We start from the raw sequence: 21,210 nt of genomic DNA, 5'->3' as shown, positions 1-21,210 counted from the left end.
CGGGTCCCGGCTCCGCGGAACCCATCAGCGCAGAGCACTCAGGGAGTCACCCATGCGGGCTGTCCTCAACAAGATTGTCTCCGGTATCGGCGCCGCGGCGGCCGCGCTCGGCTGCGTCCTCGCGGCCGGGGCGCCCGCCGCCGCGGACGGCAAGTGGTGCAACAACGCCGTGTGCATCGAGACGTACGACTCCGGCACCTACCTCGGCCGCGTCGAGGTCTCCGTCATCAACACCAACCAGCCGCACCGCATCAGCGCCCGCGTCTGGACCACCGACGGATGGAGCGCCAACACCAAGGTGGAGGACGTCGACGCCTTCCGCACCTACCGCGACCAGGCATACCCCCAGCGGCACTTCGCCGCCGGCACACGGCTGTGCGCCGAGGGTTTCCGTGGTGGGGAGAGCGTGGGCCTGCCGTGTGTGACGATCACTAACTGACGCGTACTGCCGCCTAGTTGGCCGGGGCCTGGGCGCCGAGCCACGCGGTGTACCAGGCGACAGTGGCGTCCAGTGCCTCGGCGAGGGGAGTGGGGGAGACCCCGAAGTGGCCCTCGAAGGCGGCCGAGGCCATGATCTGCGGCTCGGTGTGCTGGTAGAACATCTCGGCGTACTCGGCCATGAACTGCTCGTCGAACGGTCCGAACGGCCGCGGCTCGGGCACCGCGGTCAGCCGCATCGGCTGTCCGGTGCGCTGCTCGATCATGGCGAGGACGTCGCGGGTGGACCGGGCCGGAGCGGTCGGCAGGTGCCAGACGCGGCCGTCGCCGTCGGGGCGTTCGCCGAGCGTGGCGAGACCGGCCGCGACATCGCGTATGTACGTGTAACTGTGCGGCTGATCGATGTCGCCGAAGGCCGGGACGTCGCCGCCGGTCAGTGCGGCCGGGAAGACGGCGGCGCCGAGCGTCGAGTTCAGGACGGCTGGCCCGAAGAAGTCGGCGGACCGGGCGAGTGTCACCCGGGCCCGCCCCGCGCGGTGGGCCGCCAGATACGTCTCGTCCAGGTCGGCCCGCATCCGTCCCTTGCGCGTCGTGGCCTGCCACGGGGAGTCCTCGGTCATCACCGCGCCACCCGTCTCGCCGTACGGGTACACCGTGTCGAGTACGACGAGGCGTGCCCCGCTCTGCTCCACCGCGCCCAGCACGGCCTCCTGGATGCCCGGCATCACCGCGACCTGGAGGTGATAGCCGACGTTGACGCAGTGGTACACGACGGCGGCGTCCGCGACGGCGGCGTGCGCGCCCTCCGGAGTGCCGACGTCCGCGGCGACGCGCTCGATGCCGGGGAGAGCGGGGCCTTCGCCCTTGCGGTCGACGAGGCGCACGGGGTGACCGCGGCGCACGAGCTCCTCGGCGAGGGCGCTCCCGGCGGGGCCGGAGCCGAGGACGGCGTGCAGGGGCTGGGTGCTGGTCATGAGGGATCCCTTCGACAGCCGCCCGCGGCGGCTTCGGCGTAATGACTCATCGCTTCTGTTAGAGACTCTAACGCCAGCGTATGCCTATAGCAAGAAGCTGATTTCAGGGCGGGGGTGGTGGCCTCGTTCAGCTGTCGACGGGCGCGGGCGCGCTCCGGCGCACCCAGACGTAGAGGGCCACCGAGCTCAGCGCGGCGCAGGCGCACCAGGTCGAGATGAACTCCCAGCGCCACAGCGCCGCGCACCCGGCGGCGGCGACGGTGACCAGGCCGCCCAGCAGGACCAGGCCCGCCTCGCCGGACAGCAGCAGCGAGCCGATGGTCGCCACGAGGTACCCGGCGATCAGCCATCCGGCATGCGGCAGGCCGATCTCGTAGGCCATGGTGTGGCCGCGCACGGTGGCCGTGGCGGTCTTCGTCGCCAGCACGTAGGCGAGGGCGGCGGACGTCACGACGCCGCACGCGAGCGGGAGTGCCAGGCGCCGGCGGGCCCGGGGCCACACCGCGCACAGCACGCCCGCCGGTACCCACAGCGGCAGCAGCGGCAGGGCGATCACTGCCCAGGCGACGACGGCGGGGCCGCGGCCGCCGGAGTCGTTCCAGATCACCGCCTCGATGATCTGGTGTGCGCCGAGCAGCAGCGGCAGCGCCGCCAGCGGCAGGGCGCGCGGCCGGGTGCGGGCCGCCCGCGCCACGCAGGCGACCCCCACCGCGGCGATCGCGCTGCCCGCCACGAGATCGGCCGTCGCGCTCCAGCACATGCGGGCCACGCTACGTTCCCGCGGCTCGTGCGGCGCGTCGGCGGCGCGACCGGGTCGGTCAGGGCCTGGCCTCGTAGCGGGAGGCAGGATCGGGCTCGATGTTCTGGTTGAGGCGGAAGACGTTCTCCGGGTCCACGGCCGCCTTGATGCGGGCCAGGCGCGCGTAGTTGCCGCGGTAGCTCGCCCGTACGCGCTCCTGCCCCTCGTCCATCATCATGTTGACGTAGGCGCCGCCCGCCGAGAACGGGTGCAGCGCCTCGAAGTAGTCGACGGTCCAGCGCTTGACGAGTTCGGCGTTGGCCGGGTCCGGGTCCACGCCCGCGTAGACGCTCGCCCACCGGGAGTCCCGGTAGTGGAACGCGGTGTCGGCCGCGGCCGTGTCGTGCACGGCTGCGTCGATCGGGTACAGGTGCATCGTGGACTGCGGGGTCGGCGCCTCGGGCCCGAACTTGGCGTGCAGCGCCACGGCCTCGTCGGGGATGTCCCGCACGAAGTCGGCCCGCCAGTACCACTGGTCGCCGGGCGGGTAGAGCGCGTCGAACATCGACTGCAGCGCCGGGTGCGGCATCGGCGCGACGGCGTGCAGCAGGGGCGCCGGGAGCCCGTCGAGGAGCGGGGCCATCGCGCGGCCGGCCGCGTCGGGGTCGTTCTTCGTGTGGCACCACACGACCGCGCAGACCTTGCGGTGGTGCAGCTCCTCGGGGAACGGGGGCGCGGGCGGGACGGTCGCGTACATGAAGAAGCCGTTGACGTCATGGGGCGCGGCAGGGATGAACTCCCGGTAGGCGGTGAGGACTTCGGCGCTCTGTTCGGCCGGCCAGAAGGTGGGTCCTGCCACGACCGTGTCCACCTCGTGCAGCCGGAACGTGAACGCGGTGACGACGCCGAAGTTGCCGCCACCGCCCCGGATCGCCCAGTACAGGTCCGTGTTCTCGTCGGCGTCCGCGCGCACCCGGGTGCCGTCGGCCAGGACCATCTCCGCGGCCAGGATGTTGTCGACCGTCAGACCGTGGCGGCGGGTGAGATGGCCGAGCCCGCCGCCCAGCGCGAGACCGCCGACGCCCGTGGTGGAGATGATGCCGCTGGGTGTGGCCAGGCCGTGCTCGTGCGTGGCGGTGTCGACCAGCCCCCAGGTGGCACCGCCGCCGACGCGTACGGTGCGGGCGGCGGCGTCCACCTCGACGGAGTTCATCGGCGCCAGGTCCGCCACCACGCCGTCGTCGCAGGTGCCGAGGCCCGCCCCGTGATGGCCGCCGCCGCGCACCGCGAGCGGCAGATCGTGCCGGCGCGCGAAGCCGATGACGCGCGCGACGTCGCCGGCGTCGGCGCAGCGCGCCACGAGTGCGGGGTGCCGGTCGATCATTCCGTTGTAGACGGCGCGCGCCTCGCCGTACCCCGGGTCCTGCGGGCCGGTCAACGCGCCGTGGAAATCGGTGAGTTCGTTGCGTGCCGCCTGTGCGGGCGTGCTGGTCATGGGGTCCCCCGGAAGTGATGGGTGTGGTCCGCCCGTTCTACGGCCGGGGACGTGTCCCGGCATGCGTGCCGACCACCTACCTCTGGCCCGGCACCTACCTACGTTTCGCCGTCGGGGAGCAGCCCGAGTTCCCTGGCCCGTGCGGCGGCGCGGCGCCGGGTGGGCGCGTCGAGTTTCTCCAGGACCGCACGGACGTGGTTGTCGACCGTGCGGACGGAGACGACGAGCCGGCCGGCGATCTCCGTATTGGTCAGGCCCTCCACCAGGAGCCGTACGACCTGGAGTTGACGGCTCGTCAGGCCCGCCGGATTGTGGCGGGTCGTCGCGTGCGGGCCGCGGGGCACGTGCCGGGCGCCGAGGGCGTGCAGTTCGGCACGGACCAGGCGGGCCAGCGGCTGTGCTCCCAAGGCGTCCAGGGCGTGCAGCGCGCTCATCTTGTCCGCCGGGTCCGGGCTCTCCGCGAGGGCGGCCGCGTGCTCGTACGGGCAGCCCGCCTCCTGCCACAGCCGGGCCGCCTTGTCCCACTGGCCCGCCGCCTGCAGCGCGTACGGATGGCACGACGCGTCCGGCGGCACGGCCATGCCCGCTTTGGTGAGCCAGTAGCCGAGTTCGGCGCGGTGCGGCGGTGCGGACAGCCGCCGGGCCTGCGCGTGCACCGGTTCGGCGGCCGCGACGACGCCCGCCGGATCGCCGCGCAGCCAGGCGGCCTCGGCGCGGGCCGCCGCCACCGGCCCGGTGCGCTGTAGTTCGCGCGTGCCCAGGGCGATCCGCCAGGCCCGGTCGAGGAGTTCGTCGCCGCCCGCGGTGCCGCGCCGGATCCGGATCCGGGCGAGCACGGTGAGCGCCGGGCAGCGGGCGGGCGGGAACGCATCGGGGCCGAGCAGCGCGTCCTGCTCGGCCGCCGCCCAGTCGCCCTCGGCGAACCGGTGCAGGGCCCGCTCGACCCGGAGGTAGGTGAGGAAACCCAGGTGCTCGGCGCGGTCGGCGAGTTCCATGGCGGGCGTGAGGAACCGGTCCGCCTCGGCGAGCCGCAGGTCGTCGAGGAGGAGCCAGACGATGTTGGTGTACGCGCGGCAGGCGTGCTCGACCTCGCCCGCGACCAGCGCCACCCGCAGGCTCTCCTCCAACTGCCGCTGCCCGGACGGGTCCCCGGACCGCCAGCGGGCGCTGCCGACGTTGTTGAGCGCGTGCGCGAGGATCGCGGTGTCGCCGACCGAGCGGGCCAGCGTCATGGCCCGCTCGCCGTAGTCGACGGCCTCCGCGTACTCGTCGGAGAGCATCCGCAGCTGGGCCGTGTTGCTCAGAGCGAGGGCCAACAGGCGGTCGTCACCGGCCTGTTCGAGCACGGCGAGCGCCTCGCGTGCGGCGGCCTGCGCGGCGGCCGCGTCACCGGCCCACCAATGGATGCGCGACAGCCAGCGCAGATCGGCGCCCAGGGCGCGCAGATCAGCCAGCTCCCGGCGCAGTGCCACGGCGTCGCGCTGCGCCCCGACAGCGGCCCCGGCGTCCCCGATGGTGTAGCTCTCGACCGCGAACTGCTCCAGCAGATCGGCCCGTTCGGCGGGGCCGAACCGGTGCCGGTGCCGGAGCACGAGCCGCAGATGGGCGGCGGCCTCCCGGTGCGCCCCCGCCCGCGAGGCGTCCCGCGCGGCCCCGGGACCGAATCGCGCGACGGCCTCGGCGTCCCCTGCCGCCGCCGCGTGGTGCACGATCCGGGACCGGTCGGCGGCGGGGTCCCGCACCAGCGCGGACAGCACGGAACGGTCGAGTGCGATGCGCCGTGCCGTGGGCAGCGAGTCGACGACGGCCCGGCGGATGATCTCGTGCCGGAACGCCACCCGGTCCACGGCCACGACCAGCAGCCCGCCCTGTTCGGCCGCCGCGAGCGCGCCGTCGCGGTCGCCGTCGCTGTCGCCCAGCAAGGCGTCCACGAGGGAGCGTTCCACCGCCGAGGGCACCACGGCCAGCTGTTCGAGGGCGTCCCTGGTCGTGTCGGAGAGTCCGCGCAGCCGGGCCAGCACGGCATCGACCACGGTCGGCGGCACCGCCCCGCTGTCACCGGAGGCGGTGCCCGCCGCGATCACCTCGGCGACGAAGAACGGATTGCCCGACGTCACGGTGTACACCTGTGCCGGATCGAGCTCCGCCGCCGCGCTCAGGGCGCGCACCGCCTCCGGTGACAGCGGGGCCAGCGGAAGCCGGTGCACCCGGGCCGCCCCCGACACCAGTCCGAGCAGCTGCCGCAGCGGATGGCCGCGGCCCAACTGGTCGTCCCGGTAGGTGAGGACAAGGACGGCCGGCAGTCGTTCGACCCGGCGCACCAGATAGCGCAGCGCGTCCAGGGAGGCCTCGTCGGCCCAGTGCACGTCCTCCACGACCAGCACCGCGGGGCGCGGTCCACCGGCCAGCTCGGCGTAGAGGGCCTCGTGGACCCGGTGCCGGTCACCCGCGTCGCGCAGCGCCCGCGCCAGTTCGGCGCCGACGCTTCCGACGAGGTCCCGCAGCGGTCCCAGCGGGCGGCCCGTGACCAGGTCGTCGCAGTGCCCGACCAGCAGCCGGGCGCCGGGCGGCAGCACGCCCGGCAGGGCCCGTACCAGCGAGGACTTGCCGATCCCGGCCTCGCCCAGGACGAGCACGACGGACCCGGCTCCGTCCGTGGCGTCCCGCACGGCGGCGGCCAGTCGCTCCAGTTCGAGATCCCGCTCGAGGATCCCCCCGTTCACGCCCGGAGTGTCCCACCGGGGCGGCGCCGCGGGCAGGTCGGGCGGGACGGATACGCCGATCGGCCGAGACGCCTCCGGGCGTCGGCCGGGGGAGAGGGTGCGAAGACAGGCTCTCAGCTCTGCGCGGTCGGCCGGACGACGATCTCGTTGACGTCCACGTCGGCGGGCTGCTCGATCGCGAACGCGATGGCGCGGGCGATCGCCGCGGGCGGGATCGCGATCCCGTCCAGCCTCGCGGCGAGCTCGGCGCGCACCCGGTCGTTCGTCGCCTCGCCGAAGTCCGTGGCGGTCGCCCCGGGCGAGACGGTGCTCACCCGCACCGTCGGGCCGGCCTCCTGCCGCAGGCCCTCGCAGATGGCTCGTACCGCGAACTTCGTTCCGGCGTAGACGGCCATCGCCGGAACCACGCGGAACGCGGCGGTGGACGCCGTCGTGACGAACTGACCGCCGCCCTGGGCCCGGAAGACCGGCAGGGCCGCGGCGATGCCGTGCAGCACGCCCTTGATGTTGACGTCGACCATGCGGTCCCAGTCGTCGGTGCGCAGATCGTCCAGGGGCGAGATGTTGGCCACCCCGGCGTTGCCGACCAGCACGTCGAGCCGGCCGAACCGCTCACCCGCGAGCGCGACCAGAGCGCGTACGTCGTCGAGGCGGGTCACGTCGGTGCGGAGCGAGACGGCCTCGCCGCCGGTCTTCTCGATGCGGGCGACCAGCTCCTCCAGCCGCTCCGAGCGCCGTGCGCCCAGCACCAGACGTGCTCCGCGCTCGGCGAGCAACAGCGCGGTCGCCTCACCGATGCCGCTGCTCGCCCCGGTGACGGCCACGACCTTGCCCGTAATGCCTGACATGGGCTTCTCCTTGCTTCTATGCGCTTGACGTGGTTCTGCTCACTGCCTCGGTATGAGTCTGGCCCTCGTTTAACCTGGTATCCAGAGCCGACTTATTCTGGAACCAAAGGTGGTAGGAGCCATGTCCCAGACGCCTGAGCAGCGGCGTGAACTCGGCGCGTTTCTGCGCAGCCGCCGGGCGCGGATCACGCCGGTCGAGGCGGGGCTGCCGTTGACGGGACGGCGCCGGACCCCGGGGCTGCGGCGGGAGGAGCTGGCGCTGCTCGCCGGGATGAGCGCCACTTGGTACACGTATCTGGAGCAGGGCCGCGACATCCGCGCCTCCGACCAGGTGCTCGACGCGCTCGCCGGTGCCCTGCGGCTCCCGCCGATCGAGCGCGACCATCTGTTCCAGCTCGCCGGCCGCGCCCCGGTCGCCGAGCTTCCCGACGCGGAGCCGCTCGCCCCGGAGGTCGCCGCGGTGCCCCTGCTGCTCCAGCCGCAGCCCGCGTACGTCATCGACGGCACGTACGACGTGCTCAGCCGCAACCGGGCCGCCGAGGAGACGTTCCCCGGCCTGGTCGGAGACGACGGCCGGCGGCCCAATTTCGTCCGCTGGACCTTTCTGGAGCCGCTGGCGCGGGACGTCCTGGTTGACTGGGAGCCCGAGGCGCGGGGCCTGCTCGCCCGAGTGCGCACGCTGGCCGGCGGGCATCCGGGCGATCCCCGTTACGCGCGGCTCGTCGAGGAGATCCACCAGGGCAGCGCCGAGGTGCGGGACTGGTGGCCCCGGTTCGAGGTGGAGACGCGCGGGGGCGGGCGCAAGCGGCTGCGGTCCCCGGGGCGGGGTGTGGTCACGTACGACTACACCGCGTTCCATGTGGCCGGGCAGCCGGATCGGACGCTGGTGATCTACGCGGAGTCGGGCGGGGCGGGGGAGTAGGGCTCCGGCGTGGACCCTGGTCAGATGTTTGTATGCGGCATGTATATAATTTCCGTATGCATCTATCCTCGGGGTCCGTCGAACCCCTCGAGGCGCGGCGTGTCGAAGGCGCTGCCCGCGGCCTGCTGCGGGGGATCGGGCAACTGACCCAAGCCCTCTTCAAGGCAGGGGAGTTCGGGCTCACGCGGAGCCAGGTCGCCCTGCTGGACGCGCTCGAACCAGGACCGCGCCGGGTGACAGAACTCGCCGCCGCCACCGGGATGGCCCAGCCTCGGGTCACGGTGATCCTGCAGAAGCTCGCGGAAGCCGGGCTCGTCGAGCGGGAGCGCTGCGCGGCCGACCGGCGCGCGGTGCAGACGTCGCTGACGCCGGCCGGCCGCGACCTGCTCGAACGCGGCCGCCGGCGGATGGCAGGGGCCCTGCTCGCCGCCCTCGACGGCAGCATCGACGACCCCGAGCACGCGGTGCGCGCGGTCGGATCCGCGCGGGACGCCATCGCCGTACTCGTACACGCCATGGAATCGGAGAGAACTTGACCACCCCGGACACACTGCCGGACACCGCCGCCCCGCACGCGGCCGCCGCCGCGGACCTCGCGCCCCACCGGGTCGCAGGACCGCGCAGATGGTGGGACTGGGTGCTCGCGGCCGACCCGGGACTCGGTCAACTGCAGGCGGGCTGGCGGTCGTTGGTCGCCATGGTCACCTCCCTCGCCGTCGGCTACGGGATGGCGGAGGCGCTGAAGATCCCGCCCATGATCGGCATGATGGTCGCCGGGATGATGGGCCTGATGAGCGCGTTCGCGGTCGCCGAGAACACCTGGGACCGGCTCGCCCGCTCCATCCTGTGGATGCCGTTCCCGTACACCGCCGTGCTGTGGCTGTGCGCGAGCCTCAACGGCGAGCGCGTCCCGCAGATGGTCCTGATGATCACCGCGCTCGCGCTGACGTTCTTCCTCGCCAGGTTCGGGCCGATGGCTCTGCTCACCGGCATGATGCTGTTCAACGGCCTGATGGTCGGCATGCTCGCCGGTATCCCCGCGGCGCTCGTCGGCAAGGCCTTCGCGGTCGCCCTGGTCTCCGCCGCGGCCGTCCTGGCGACCCGGCTGCTGCTCTGCTACCCGATGCCCCGCGAGGACCTGCTGCGCACCCAGCGCGCCTTCGTCGTCGAGGCCCGCCGCGTGGCCGACGCCGCCGTGGACACGCTCGACCCCGACGCCGACCGGGAGCGCGCGGTGCGCCGCATGGACCGGTCCCTGCGCCGCCTGAACATCACCACCGTCACCATCGACGGACGCCTCGCCCAGCCCGAGGTCGCCGCCGACCCGGCCTCGGCCGAACTGCTGCACCGGCATCTGTTCGACGCCGAACTGGCGCTGCGCGGCATCGGTCAGGCCGCCACCGACCTGACCCGGCGGCCCGTCCCCGAGCCGCTGCGCGAAGCCCTCGCGGTCGGCCTCGTGCTGGCCCGCGACACCCCGCTCGGCAAGGCGGAAGGGCTCCACCCGGCAGCGGCCCACGTCCAGGAGCGCGCCGAGACGATCCTGCGCGACGCGGCCGCACCGGCCGACGACGTCGAGGCCGCCGTGCTCGCCCGCCGCATCGGCCACCTCCTGGACTCGCTCGCCGCGTCCCTGCACAACTGGCTCGCCCTCGGCCACACCGCCTCCACCAGCCCGGCCGACGTCCCGTTCCAGCCCACCGTCGCCCTGGAGAACAACCGGCTGCCCGGCTCCGCGGGTCCCGCGCGGCGCGTCCTCGCCGCGGGCTCGGAGTCCGGCTGGCGCCGCGTCATCCCGTTCATCCGGGTCCCCGCGCACGCCGCCGTCGCCGCCGCGATCGTCTGCCCGATCTCCGACGCGATCGACCCGCACCGCTTCTACTGGGGCCTGGTCGGCGTCATGATCACGCTGTTCGGCACCAACACCACCCACGAACGCCTGCGCAAGTTCGGCCACCGCATGGTCGGTACCGTGATCGGCGCCGTGCTCGGCATCGTCATCCTGCACTTCATCGGCCGCGATCACGTCTACGCGACGCTCGCCGTCATCGTCGCCGGACTCACCCTCGGCGCCTGGGGCATGCAGCGTGCCTACGCCTGCTGGGTCGTCGGGCTCGTCGTCGCGCTCGTCCAGCTCTACGCCCTGACCACCCCCGACAGCGGCATGAACCATCTGCTGGGAGAGCGGCTCCTCGACAACGGCATCGGCGTCCTCGTCGCCACCGCCTGCGCCGCGCTGATCTTCCCGCTGTCCCGCCGCACCGTCGTCAAGGAGGCCGAGCGCGGGTACGTCGACGCGCTCGCCCAGGTCGTCATGCAGGTCGAGCAGCGCTGGTCCCGGCCGGACGAGCCGGTACGACTGCGCGGCGCGGCCCGCGCGGTGGACGCCGCGCTGAGCCAGGTGCAGAGCGTCGTACGACCCCTGGTACGGATGCCCGTCGGCGTGCGCGGGCCCGCCGCCGAGCACCGGGTCGCACTCCTCGCCACGGCGACGGGCCACGCCCGCGCGCTGGCCGTCGCCGCCGACATCGACGTCGACCTGTCCCCGCGCCTGGCCGAACGCGCCCGGCTCATCACCGAGACCCTCACCGCGTCCCTCAAGGAACTCGACCGGTTCTTCGCGAGCGGCGAGCCCGAGGGGACCGGCGCCTGGCGCCGGGTCGGCCCGCTCGTCCGCGAACTGGAGGCGGAACTCGCCCCGGCCCCGCCCGGCCCGCGCGCCCGACGCCTCGGGACCGCGCTGCGCGAACTCGACGCCCTCGACGAGACCCTCGCCGCCTACGCGGAACAGGCAGGCCTCCCGGTCGCCGCCGAAGGCCGCACCGCGACGGCGCCCGCCTCACCCATGCAGCGGCGCACCCGCTCCGTGATGGCGGCCTGGAGCGAACCGCAGTACCGCGCGCCCGCACCCGTCGGAACGGCCCGCGTCGAAGGCCGCGTGCACTGCCCCGCCCACCCCGAGGGTTGCCCCGCCTGGGTGACGGTGATCAGCGCCCGCGGCAAGCGCCTCGCCAAGTCGCCGGTGACAGCGGGCAGTTACAATATCGAAGCACTGCCCCCCGGCACGCACACCCTGGTGATCTCCGCCTCCCGGCACGCGCCGCGAGCCGAACTGGTCACCGTGGAGCGCCCGTCGGAGACGGTACGACACGACGTGGAGCTGCGCTCCTAGCGGGAGTCGAGCCCAGGGGCCCGTTGCGTCGGCGGTCCCTGGGCGGCCGGGCGGCCCACGGTGAAGGACGGGCTGGAGCCCCGCTCACCGCCGTCGCGGGCGATGATCTCGATGGTGTAGCCCGCGCCCTCCGGCACATCGGGCAGCACCGTCGCCGTCTCGCCCGCCGGAGCGGCGCTGAGCTTCGCGGCGAGCTGGGCCACGCGGTCCGCGCCGCCGTGCACGAGCCACATGTCCACCGCCCGTCCGGTGTCGTTGTGCCAGGTCACGAAGAGGCTGCCGCCCGCCCGGTGCACGGAGCCCGCGGCCGGCGCGGTCACGGTGACGGCCGGGTCGGGTTCGGCCGCCGGGGCGAAGCCGAAGAGCAGGGGGACGGCGGCCAGGATCAGGAATCCGGTACGGCGCATGCGACGACCTCGTTCCGCTAGGGGGATCCGACACCTTCAGCCCTCCCACCCGCGCAAGATCACGTAAGGGATCGGCGGGCAGCGCCACCCCATGGGGTACGCCTTTGCCCCCGAAGCGGGCGACCCGACTGGACAAGGCGGCCGGTGGCGGACATCCTCGCGCGCGGTGACGGCTGGTCCGCTGTGCCCGAAGCCGGGAACCGGGCCTCACCCGAGGCCCGTCACCACAAAGGCCAGCCATACCGCCGCGGGCGCGACGACCACGACCGTGGCCCCGTAGAGCATCAACTGCCGGAAGAACACGTCCCGGTCGACGTCCTCCGCGTTCGCGAGCACCAGCGCCCCGTTGGTGGAGAACGGGCTGACGTCGACCACGGTCGCCGATACGGCGAGCGCCGCCACCATGCCGACCGCGCCGACCTCGCCCGCCGCGAGGAACGGCACTGCCAGCGGGATCAGCGCGCCGATGATGCCGACGGACGAGGCGAACGCCGAGACGATCGCACCGATGTAGCAGAGCAGCAGGGCGGCGAGCAGTGGGACGCCGATGTCGCTGACGGCGTTTCCCGCCCACTTGATCGTGCCCATCTCGTCCAGCACGCTCACGTACGTGAGTACGCCGCAGATGAGGAAGACCGTCGACCAGGAGATCTCGGCGACCGCCGTCTTGCTCGTCGCGGGCCACACGACACTGAGCACCACCGCGATCGTGATCGCCGTCAGACCGACGTCGAGGTCGAAGGCGAGCGCCCCGACGACCAGGGCCACGAGCCCCGTGAGGGTGGCGATGCGCGGGCCGTCCAGGCGCTCCGCGACGGGAGCCGGGGCCGCGGGCACGGCCCGCGGCTGTTCCGCCGGCGGTTCCTGAGACGCGTCCGAGGCCGGCGTGGAGCCACCGCCGACCGCGGCCGCGGCACGCTGCGGTACGCGATGGGGGACGCCGCCGCGCCGCATCAGCACGGCGTAGACGATGCCCGCGATGATCGTGTTCACGACGAGGCTCGCGAGGAAGAGCGCGCCCTCGTTGCCGGGCAGGTGCTCGCGGTCGACGATGCTGTTCACCGTCGAGCCGTAGACGCTGGTGGGGGAGAAGCCGCCGGCCTGGGCGCCGTGGACCACCATGATCCCCATCAGGAGCGGGCTGATGCCGTACTGCGCGGCGAACCCGAGCGCCAGCGGCGCCACGATCGCCACCGCCCCGGGGCTGACGGCGCCGATCGCGGTGAGCGCGGCGGTGACGGCGAACATCATCCAGGGGATCAGCGCGACCCGGCCGCCCACCAGCCGGACCGAGGCATGCACCAGCCAGTCGGTCGTGCCGTTGGCGCGGGCGATGGCGAACAGATAGGTCACTCCGGCGAGGACTACGAACAGATCCCCGGGGAAGCCCGCGAAGACGGCGTCGGCGTCGAGGTCGGCGGCGAGTCCGCCGACCGCGAAGGCCGCGGCGAACGCGAGGGCTCCCATGTTGACGGAGCGGGTGGTGGCGATCACGAAGATGACCGCCAGGACGAGGATGGAGAGCAACTCTGCGGACACGGGCGAACTCCCATTGGACGAGTGGCTCAGCCAATTTTCCGTTACGACATGGGCCTGTCAAGATCTCCGGCACGCTCGTCTGGACGGTCCCGTGCTGTCTTTGGCTTGCGCGAATCTGTTCATAATTTGCTGAACTGCAGTACCGTGCCGGACGTGAAGAACCGAATCTCCCAGGTGGCCGCCTTCGCCGACGTGAGCGAAGTGACGGTGCGCCGCGTGCTGAACGGCAGTCCCGTCGTCGCCCCCGCCACACGGGACCGGGTACTCAGGGCGCTCGACGTCCTGGGCTTCGACCGGCCCGCGAGCGGCCGGACCGGGCGCGCCCCGTTGATCGGCATCGTCGTGCCCGACCTGCAGAATCCCGTCTTCCCCGCGTTCGCCGAGGCGTTGGCGGGGCGGCTGAACAAGCGTGGTCTGGTGCCGGTGTTGTGCACCCGCACCGCGGACGGGGTCTCGGAGGCGAACTACGTGGAGATGCTGCTGTCGCAGAACGTCGGCGGCATCGTCTTCATCGGCTCCAGCTACGCGGACGCGGGCGAGGCTCAGGGCAAGGCGCTGCGTGATCAGAACGTGCCGGTCGTCCTGATCAATGCCGCCGACGAGATGCCGGGCGCGGTCCAGGTCCGGGCCGACGATGCTCGCGCCGTCGAGCAGGCGCTGACCCATCTCACCGCACTCGGGCACGAGCGGATCGGGCTGCTCATCGGGCCGGTCGGGCATGTGCCGTCGGCGTACAAGCTGTCGGGGTTCGCGTCGTTCTGGCAGGTCAGGGACGTGCCGCCGGAGGTGTGGCGGCCGCTGGTCGTGCCCTCGCTCTTCTCGGTGGCCGGTGGCGCGGGGGCGGTGCCCGGACTGCTGCGGGCGGGCGCCACGGCCGTGGTCTGCGCCAGTGACGCGCTGGCGCTCGGGGTGATCCGCGGGGCGCGGCGGACCGGGCTCGACGTGCCGAAGGACCTGTCCGTCGTGGGCTTCGACGACTCCGCGTTCATGGGCGCTGTCGACCCGCCGCTGACGACCGCGCGCCAGCCCGTCGCGGCGATGGCCGAGGCCGCGGTCGACGCGCTGATGATGCAGGTCAGGGGGCATGTCATGGCCGACGCCCCGATGTACTTCGAGACCGAGCTGATCGTGCGCGGATCCACGGCGGCCCGCCCGCGCTGAGCGGACCTGCTCCCATCGAGTGAGCAGAAATTTGCGTGAAATTATTGACTGCTTGCAGTCCAGCCTTCTAACTTCTGCGTATTCGCTGACGCCCGCCTCTCGGATTCCGGGGCGCAGCTCTGTCCCGTAAGCAGGAAGGCTGATCAGTGATGACTGGTGCGCTGAGCCGTCGTGGGTTCATCGGTGCGGGCATGGCCTGCACGCTGACGTGGGGGCTCGCCGCCTGCGGCGGTTCGCCGTCCGCCGGCGGCAAGGACGGCGTGGTCACGATCTCGGTGAACGGGATGCCGCCGAAGACGCAGCCGGTGGACCGCAGGTACTTCGAGCAGGACGTCAAGGCCTTCGAGAAGGCCCACCCCACGATCCGGATCGACGCCCGTGAAGGGCAGATGGACCCGAAGACGTTCTCCGCGAAACTGGCCGGCGGGCAACTGGAGGACGTCTACTACGTCTACTTCACCGACCCGACGGGCCTGATCGCCCGCCGTCAGGCCGCGGACATCACCCCGTACGTGAAGGACCTCCCGTACGTCGCCGACCTCAAGCCCGCGTACAAAAAGGTCTTCACCGGCCCCGACGGCAAGCTGTACGGACTGCCCAACGGGCAGTACTCGCTGGGCCTGATCTACAACCGCGAGCTGTTCGAGAAGGCAGGCCTCGACCCGGAGAAGCCCCCGACCACCTGGGACGACGTCCGGGCCGCGGCGAAGAGGATCAGTGCTCTCGGTGACGGCACGGTCGGCTACGCCGACTACAGCAAGAACAACCAGGGCGGCTGGCACTTCACGTCGTGGGTGTACTCCATGGGCGGCGACATAGCCGTCAAGGACGGCGGCAGATGGCGCGCCGCGTTCGACAGCGACGCCGGACGGCAGGCGCTGCGGATGCTCCACGCCTTGCGCTGGACCGACCGCTCCATGGGCTCGCGGCAGCTGCTCCAGATCGAGGACGTCCAGAAGATGATGGGCGCAGGCAAGCTCGGAATGTACATGGCCGGGCCCGACAACATCCCCACCATCGTCAAGCAGTTCGAGCGCAAGTACAGCGAGTTCGGCGTCGCCGCGATGCCCGGCGCCGCCACCCTCGGCGGCGGCAACGGCTTCATGGTCAACCCCAAGGCGTCCCCGGAGAAGATCAGGGCCGGGCTGCAGTGGATCCAGTGGAAGTACCTCAACCCCGACCGCACCGCCTACGAGGACAAGCGGGCCTCCGGCAACGACGTGCCGATCGGGCTGCCCCTGGACCAGCTCTTCGACGGCGCGGCGTCCGACAAGCAGGAGGCGAGCCACGCCAAGTACGCCAACGTCCCGCGCGACAACTACAAGCCGTTCGTCGAGGGCAACGCCGAGCTGGAGCAGAAGGTCGAACCGCCCAACGCCCAGCAGATCTACACCGCCCTCGACAGCGTGATGCAGGCGGTCCTCACCCGGCAGGACGCCGACCTCGACCAGCTCCTGAAGGACGCGTCGAAGAAGGTCGACGGCATCCTCGCGACGGTCAAGTGACATGACAGCACCGACCGTTGCCCCCACACGCGAGACCTCCGCGCCCCCGCGCCGCACCGCCTCGAAGACACAGCCGTCCCGCAGAGCACGCCGACTGCGCGACAACCTGGTCGCTTACGCCTTCCTCGCCGCGGGCGTCATCTGCTTCGCGTTCTTCTCCTGGTACCCGATCGTGCGCGGCTGGCTCCTCGGCTTCCAGCAGGTCACCTTCGCCCAGCCCGCCCAGTGGGTCGGCCTCGACAACTTCCGCCGCCTCTTCGCCGACCCGCTGTTCCTCACCGCGTGGCGCAACACCGGATACTTCACGCTGCTGGCCCTCGTCTTCGGCTTCGCCGCACCCTTCGTGACAGCGGTCGTCCTCAACGAGTTCCGGCACGCCCGCGGCTATCTGCGCATGACCGTCTACCTGCCGGTGATGCTGCCGCCCATCGTCACGATGCTGCTGTGGCGCTGGTTCTACGATCCCGGACCCGGCCTCTTCAACAACGCCCTGGAGATCCTGCACCTGCCCGCCCAGCAGTGGCTGGAGTCCGAACACCTCGCCATGGTCTCCCTGGTCGTGGTCTCCACCTGGGCCAACATGGGCACCACCACACTCATCTACCTCGCGGCGCTCGGCTCGATCCCCGGCGACCTGTACGAGGCAGCCGAGCTGGACGGCGCGTCGATCCGGCAGCGGCTGTGGCACATCACGCTCCCGCAGATGCGGTTCATCCTGATGATCACGCTGCTGCTGCAGATCATCGGCACCATGCAGGTCTTCATCGAGCCCTTCGTGCTCACCGGCGGCGGACCCGACGACGCCACCGTCACCGTGCTGCTCCTGCTGTACCGCTACGCGTTCGTCTACAACGACTTCGGCATGGCAAGCGCCATGAGCACCCTCCTCTTCGTCGTCCTCGGACTGTTCGCCGCCGGGTATCTGCGGCTGACCCGCGGCAAGGGCTGAAAGGACTCCGCGACCATGCCCGCCTCCGCCGAGCGCACCCTCATCGCGCCCACCGAACTCGACCGCCGCACCGGCCGTGTCCTCTACCGCGTCGTCCTCGGCGCCACCGTCACCGGCTTCACGCTCGCCTTCGTCTTCCCGCTCTACTGGATGGCGTCCGGCGCCCTCAAATCGTCGACCGAACTGGCCGCACCTACACCAACGTTGCTGCCCGAGAGCTGGCACCCCGAGTCGTACGGCCACGCCTGGACTAACGTCGGCCTCGGCCAGTATTTCCTGAACACCCTGCTGCTGGCGTGCGGCGCCTGGCTGCTGCAACTCGTCGTCGACGTGTCCGCCGCCTACGCCCTCTCCAAGCTCCGGCCGGCCCTCGGCAACGTCGTCCTCGGCATGATGCTCGCCACCCTGATGCTGCCGGTCTCCGCGCTGCTCGTCCCCACCTATCTGACCGTCACGGACGTGCCCCTCCTCCACGTCAACCTCATCAACACGCCCTGGGCGATCTGGCTTCCGGCCTGCGCCAACGCCTTCAACATCTTCATCCTGAAGCGGTTCTTCGACCAGATCCCGGCCGAACTCCTCGACTCCGCCCGCATCGACGGCGCCGGCCCCGTCCGCGTGCTCGTCTCCGTCGTACTGCCCCTGTCGCGGCCCGTCCTCGCCGTCGTGTCGATCTTCGCCGTGGTCGGCGTGTGGAAGGACTTCCTCTGGCCGCTGCTGGTCCTGCCGGACCCGGCCCGCCAACCCGTCACCGTCGCCCTGAACCGGCTCGCCGAGTTCATGCCCGCCAACCAGCTCCTCGCCGGAATGGTCATGGCGTCCGTGCCCCTGCTCGCCCTCTTCCTGATCTTCCAGCGCCACATCATCTCCGGCCTCACCGCCGGCAGCCTCAAGGGCTGAGCCGCAGCCCGCATCTCCCCCCACCCCGATGGAAGGAACCGCTGTGAGCCGCATCAAGCACCGGGCCCCACGTACCGCTGCCACCGCGCTGACCGGCGCCCTCGCCCTGACCGCCGCACTGGCCGCAGGTCAGACGGGCGGTGCCGGCTCCGCCGCGGCCGCCGAAACGCGCGGCGCCGCCCTCCCGTACACCACGTACGAAGCGGAGAACGGCACCACCGACGCCCCGGCCGTCGGCCCCGACCGCACCTACCTCACGCCCGCCTCCGAGGCCTCCGGGCGCAAGGCGGTCACGCTTCAAGAGACCGGCTCCTACGTCGAGTTCACGCTCACGCAGGCCACCAACGCCCTCAACCTGCGCTACTCGATCCCCGACAGCGCCGACGGGCGGGGCCAGGACGCCACCCTCAGCGTCTACGCCGACGGCACCGCACTCACCGACCTGCACCTCACCTCGCGCTACAGCTGGGTGTACGGCCAGTACCCGTACACCAACAACCCGTCCGACGGCTCGGGACACCGCTTCTTCGACGAGACCAGAGCGCTTCTCGGCAGGACGCTGCCCGCCGGGACCGTCCTGCGGCTCCAGAAGGACGCCGCCGACACGGCCGCCTCGTACACCATCGACCTGCTGGAGGCCGAAGAGGCACCCGCGGCGGCCGGCATGCCGAGCGACTACGTCTCCGCGACGGACCTCGGCGTCACGCCGGACGACGGCCAGGACGACACCGCCGCGCTCAACGACGCCCTCGCCCGCGCCAAGAACGACGGCAAGGGCCTGTGGCTTCCGGCCGGCACCTACACCATCTCCGACCATGTGAACCTGAGCGGCGTCGCCCTGCGCGGCGCGGGCCAGTGGCACACCGTGCTGCGCGGCACCGGCCTCAAGGGCGGACTGTACGGGCAGGGCGGCACGAGCAGCGTCCAGGACCTGATGATCGACGGCGACAACACCGTCCGCGACGACGCCGGGGGACAGGCCGCGATCGAAGGGGACTTCGGCACCGGCTCCGTCATCAAGAACGTGTGGATCCAGCACACCAAGGTCGGCCTGTGGATCAACGCCCCGACGACCGGACTGCACGCGAGCGACCTGCGCATCCGTGACACCTACGCCGACGGCGTCAACCTGCACGGCGCCGTCCGGAACACCGTCGTCTCCAACAGCAGCATCCGCGGGACCGGCGACGACGCCCTGGCCATGTGGTCCGACGGCGGAGCGGCGACCGACAACGCCTTCCGCGGCAACACGGTGCAACTGCCCCTCCTTGCGAACGGTGCCGCCGTCTACGGCGGCAGCGGCAACAGCGTCGAGGACAACACGATCACCGACACCGTGACCTCGGCCGCCGGGATAGCGGTCAGCACACGGTTCGGCGAACCCTTCAGCGGCACCACCACGGTCGCCCGCAACACCCTTGCGCGCACCGGGAGTTACGAGCCCAACTGGAACGCGAAGCTCGGCGCGCTGTGGGTCTACGCCGACACGTCCGACATCACCACGCCCGTCGTCCTGAGCGACAACGACGTCCTCGACTCCACCTACAGCGGCCTCCTCGTCTCCTACCAGAAGCAGGTCGCCGACCTCCGCGTCGACCACCTGAAGATCGACAAGGCCGGGCACTACGGCATCGAGATCAACGCCGCCGGCGCGGGCACCTTCTCCGGCACCACCGTCACCGGCGCCGCCACAGGCGGCCTCGACCTCGCGGGCGGCTTCACCGTCACCCGCGGCGCGGGCAACTCCGGCTGGTAGCACGACCGGACCGCCGTATCCCATCAAAAGCAGGAAGCAGGAAGCATGACCCAGCGCAGCACCGACTGGTGGCGGCACGCCGCCATCTACCAGCTCTACCCGCGCAGCTTCGCCGACGGGAACGGCGACGGCATCGGTGATCTGGCCGGTGCGCGCTCCCGCCTGGGCCACCTCCGTGACCTGGGCGTGGAGGCGATCTGGTGCAGCCCCTGGTACCTGACACCGATGGCCGACGCCGGGTACGACGTCACCGACTTCCGCGCGATCGACCCGCGCTTCGGCACCCTCGACGAGGCGGAGAAATTCATCGCCGAGGCGCACGAGCACGGCATCCGCGTCATCGTGGACGTCGTCCCCAACCACGTGTCCAACGAACACCGTTGGTTCCGCGAAGCGCTCGGTGCCGCGCCCGGCTCCGCCGAGCGCGAGCGGTTCTGGTTCCGCGACGGGCGCGGCGCCGACGGTGAACTCCCCCCGAACGAATGGGAGTCCATCTTCGGCGGCCCCGCCTGGACCCGGCTGCCCGACGGACAGTGGTACCTCCACCTGTTCGCCCCCGAACAACCCGACCTCAACTGGCGCGACAGCGGGGTCCGTGACGAGTACGAGGACGTGCTCCGCTTCTGGTTCGACCGCGGTGTCGACGGCATCCGGGTCGACTCCGCCGCCATGTGCAGCAAGGACCCCGACCTGCCCGACTTCGACCAGCACGGCGCCTTCCCCGTGCCGCACCCCTATGTCGACCGCGACGAGAACCACGCCATCTACCGCGGCTGGCGCGCCGTCGCCGACTCCTACCCCGAGCCCCGCGCCCTCATCGGCGAGGTGTGGCTCGCCGACAGCGACCGCTTCGCCGCCTACCTGCGCGCCGACGAACTGCACACCGCCTTCAACTTCGACTTTCTGGGCTGTAGTTGGGACGCGAGCGCGCTGCGCGCGTGCGTCGACGCGACGCTCGCCGCGCACGCCGCCGTCGGCGCGCCCAGCACCTGGGTCCTCTCCAACCACGACGTCACCCGGCACGTAACCCGCTACGGCCGCCCCGACACCAGCACGGCCGGCGGCATCCGCCAGTTCAACCCCGTCGTCGACGAGGCACTCGGCCGCCGCCGGGCCCGCGCCGCCGCCCTGCTGACCACGGCCCTGCCCGGTGCGGTCTACATCTACCAGGGCGAGGAGCTCGGCCTGCCCGAAGTCGAGGACATTCCCGCCGACCGGCGCGACGACCCCATCTACCACCGCACCGGCGGCACCGACCCCGGCCGCGACGGCTGCCGCGTGCCGCTGCCCTGGCACGGCACCGAGGAGCCCTACGGCTTTTCGCCCGAGGGCGCCGACCGGCCCTGGCTGCCGCAGCCGCCGTCCTGGGCCGCGCTCAGCGTCGCCACGCAGGACCGCGACCCGGACTCCATGCTGAACCTCTACCGCACCGCCCTCGCCCTGCGCCGCGCCGAACCCGCGCTGGGAGACGGGGAGCTGCGTTGGCTGGAATCTCCCGACGGAGTGCTCGCCTTCGCTCGCGGTGCCGACTTCACCTGCCTGGTCAATCTCTCCGGCAGGCCGGTGGACCTGCCACCGCACACCGCCGTACTCCTGGCCTCGCAGCCACTCATCGACGGGCAGGTGCCGCCCGACACGGGAGTGTGGCTGCGTACCCCTGACGCGTAGGAGCCCCTCCGACC

Annotated in this window: 17 protein-coding genes; 10 read left to right on the top strand and 7 right to left on the bottom strand. The window is 72.0% G+C overall.

Annotated features, from left to right (window positions below):
* Positions 1-52: 52 nt before the first annotated feature.
* On the top strand, positions 53-439 hold the full coding sequence (locus ACIREE_RS03780) for a hypothetical protein (RefSeq protein ID WP_404145711.1): 387 nt from the start codon (positions 53-55) through the stop codon (positions 437-439).
* 13 nt (positions 440-452) lie between these two features.
* Here the strand turns inward: ACIREE_RS03780 and ACIREE_RS03775 are convergent, their stop codons facing one another.
* From ACIREE_RS03775 to ACIREE_RS03755, 5 genes are all read right to left on the bottom strand, one after another.
* On the bottom strand, positions 453-1,412 hold the full coding sequence (locus ACIREE_RS03775) for an NAD-dependent epimerase/dehydratase family protein (protein WP_404145708.1): 960 nt from the start codon (positions 1,410-1,412) through the stop codon (positions 453-455).
* A 127-nt stretch (positions 1,413-1,539) separates the two neighbouring features.
* A complete protein-coding gene (locus ACIREE_RS03770) occupies positions 1,540-2,172 on the bottom strand; it encodes a DUF6629 family protein (protein WP_404145705.1) in 633 nt (210 codons plus the stop codon).
* Between the two features lie 58 nt (positions 2,173-2,230).
* On the bottom strand, positions 2,231-3,646 hold the full coding sequence (locus ACIREE_RS03765; RefSeq protein ID WP_404145702.1) for an FAD-binding oxidoreductase: 1,416 nt from the start codon (positions 3,644-3,646) through the stop codon (positions 2,231-2,233).
* Between the two features lie 98 nt (positions 3,647-3,744).
* Positions 3,745-6,369, bottom strand: a complete 2,625-nt coding sequence (locus ACIREE_RS03760) for an ATP-binding protein (protein ID WP_404145699.1) — start codon at positions 6,367-6,369, stop codon at positions 3,745-3,747.
* Between the two features lie 113 nt (positions 6,370-6,482).
* Positions 6,483-7,217: an SDR family oxidoreductase gene (locus tag ACIREE_RS03755; RefSeq protein WP_404145696.1), complete on the bottom strand. Its 735-nt coding sequence runs from the start codon at positions 7,215-7,217 to the stop codon at positions 6,483-6,485.
* 121 nt (positions 7,218-7,338) lie between these two features.
* Here ACIREE_RS03755 and ACIREE_RS03750 point away from each other — a divergent pair, with 121 nt between their 5' ends.
* From ACIREE_RS03750 to ACIREE_RS03740, 3 genes are read left to right on the top strand one after another with little or no spacing between them, the layout of a single operon-like run.
* The gene (locus tag ACIREE_RS03750; RefSeq protein ID WP_404145693.1) at positions 7,339-8,139 is read left to right on the top strand and encodes a helix-turn-helix transcriptional regulator; all 801 of its coding nucleotides are present in this window, start codon (positions 7,339-7,341) and stop codon (positions 8,137-8,139) included.
* A gap of 56 nt (positions 8,140-8,195) precedes the next feature.
* Complete coding sequence (locus tag ACIREE_RS03745; protein WP_404145690.1) at positions 8,196-8,675, top strand: MarR family winged helix-turn-helix transcriptional regulator; 480 nt, start codon at positions 8,196-8,198, stop codon at positions 8,673-8,675.
* Positions 8,672-11,311, top strand: a complete 2,640-nt coding sequence (locus tag ACIREE_RS03740) for an FUSC family protein (RefSeq protein ID WP_404145687.1) — start codon at positions 8,672-8,674, stop codon at positions 11,309-11,311. The genes ACIREE_RS03745 and ACIREE_RS03740 overlap by 4 nt, the downstream gene beginning before the upstream one ends.
* Here the strand turns inward: ACIREE_RS03740 and ACIREE_RS03735 are convergent.
* Together ACIREE_RS03735 and ACIREE_RS03730 are read right to left on the bottom strand one after the other, a co-directional pair.
* Entirely contained in the window at positions 11,308-11,718 is a 411-nt protein-coding gene (locus ACIREE_RS03735) for a GPI anchored serine-threonine rich family protein (RefSeq protein ID WP_404145684.1), read from the bottom strand. The two genes, ACIREE_RS03740 and ACIREE_RS03735, sit on opposite strands and share 4 nt — an antisense overlap.
* A 207-nt stretch (positions 11,719-11,925) precedes the next feature.
* The gene (locus ACIREE_RS03730) at positions 11,926-13,257 is read right to left on the bottom strand and encodes an SLC13 family permease (RefSeq protein WP_404145681.1); all 1,332 of its coding nucleotides are present in this window, start codon (positions 13,255-13,257) and stop codon (positions 11,926-11,928) included.
* Positions 13,258-13,410: 153 nt separating this feature from the next.
* On the opposite strand from ACIREE_RS03730, the gene ACIREE_RS03725 reads away from it, so the two are divergent.
* The 6 genes from ACIREE_RS03725 to ACIREE_RS03700 all read left to right on the top strand — a co-directional run bounded on the left by ACIREE_RS03725 (position 13,411) and on the right by ACIREE_RS03700 (position 21,196).
* Positions 13,411-14,418 carry a LacI family DNA-binding transcriptional regulator gene (locus ACIREE_RS03725; RefSeq protein WP_404145678.1) on the top strand — a complete coding sequence of 336 codons (1,008 nt, stop codon included), beginning with the start codon at positions 13,411-13,413 and terminating at the stop codon, positions 14,416-14,418.
* 260 nt (positions 14,419-14,678) lie between these two features.
* A complete protein-coding gene (locus ACIREE_RS03720; protein ID WP_404146795.1) occupies positions 14,679-15,923 on the top strand; it encodes an extracellular solute-binding protein in 1,245 nt (414 codons plus the stop codon).
* 1 nt (position 15,924) lies between these two features.
* Positions 15,925-16,872, top strand: coding sequence for a carbohydrate ABC transporter permease (locus tag ACIREE_RS03715; protein WP_404145675.1), 948 nt, complete (start codon positions 15,925-15,927; stop codon positions 16,870-16,872).
* A 15-nt stretch (positions 16,873-16,887) separates the two neighbouring features.
* Entirely contained in the window at positions 16,888-17,772 is an 885-nt protein-coding gene (locus tag ACIREE_RS03710; protein WP_404145672.1) for a carbohydrate ABC transporter permease, read from the top strand.
* Positions 17,773-17,815: 43 nt separating this feature from the next.
* Positions 17,816-19,528 carry a glycosyl hydrolase family 28-related protein gene (locus tag ACIREE_RS03705; RefSeq protein ID WP_404145670.1) on the top strand — a complete coding sequence of 571 codons (1,713 nt, stop codon included), beginning with the start codon at positions 17,816-17,818 and terminating at the stop codon, positions 19,526-19,528.
* A 45-nt stretch (positions 19,529-19,573) separates the two neighbouring features.
* Positions 19,574-21,196 (top strand): glycoside hydrolase family 13 protein, encoded by a 1,623-nt coding sequence (locus ACIREE_RS03700; RefSeq protein ID WP_404145667.1) that lies wholly within the window; start codon positions 19,574-19,576, stop codon positions 21,194-21,196.
* Positions 21,197-21,210 lie beyond the last annotated feature (14 nt).

The organism is Streptomyces sp. NPDC102467 (assembly GCF_044765445.1).
Taxonomy (GTDB): Bacteria; Actinomycetota; Actinomycetes; order Streptomycetales; family Streptomycetaceae; genus Streptomyces.
Note: the sequence above shows the minus strand (reverse complement) of the source record. Positions and strands in the feature narration are given on the sequence as shown.

Bases quoted from the DNA above. Each gene is read 5' to 3' on its own strand.
- ACIREE_RS03780 (WP_404145711.1), top strand. From the start codon at position 53: ATGCGGGCTGTCCTCAACAAGATTGTCTCCGGTATCGGCGCCGCGGCG.
- ACIREE_RS03775 (WP_404145708.1), bottom strand. From the start codon at position 1,412: ATGACCAGCACCCAGCCCCTGCACGCCGTCCTCGGCTCCGGCCCCGCC.
- ACIREE_RS03770 (WP_404145705.1), bottom strand. From the start codon at position 2,172: ATGTGCTGGAGCGCGACGGCCGATCTCGTGGCGGGCAGCGCGATCGCC.
- ACIREE_RS03765 (WP_404145702.1), bottom strand. From the start codon at position 3,646: ATGACCAGCACGCCCGCACAGGCGGCACGCAACGAACTCACCGATTTC.
- ACIREE_RS03755 (WP_404145696.1), bottom strand. From the start codon at position 7,217: ATGTCAGGCATTACGGGCAAGGTCGTGGCCGTCACCGGGGCGAGCAGC.
- ACIREE_RS03750 (WP_404145693.1), top strand. From the start codon at position 7,339: ATGTCCCAGACGCCTGAGCAGCGGCGTGAACTCGGCGCGTTTCTGCGC.
- ACIREE_RS03745 (WP_404145690.1), top strand. From the start codon at position 8,196: ATGCATCTATCCTCGGGGTCCGTCGAACCCCTCGAGGCGCGGCGTGTC.
- ACIREE_RS03735 (WP_404145684.1), bottom strand. From the start codon at position 11,718: ATGCGCCGTACCGGATTCCTGATCCTGGCCGCCGTCCCCCTGCTCTTC.
- ACIREE_RS03715 (WP_404145675.1), top strand. From the start codon at position 15,925: ATGACAGCACCGACCGTTGCCCCCACACGCGAGACCTCCGCGCCCCCG.
- ACIREE_RS03710 (WP_404145672.1), top strand. From the start codon at position 16,888: ATGCCCGCCTCCGCCGAGCGCACCCTCATCGCGCCCACCGAACTCGAC.
- ACIREE_RS03700 (WP_404145667.1), top strand. From the start codon at position 19,574: ATGACCCAGCGCAGCACCGACTGGTGGCGGCACGCCGCCATCTACCAG.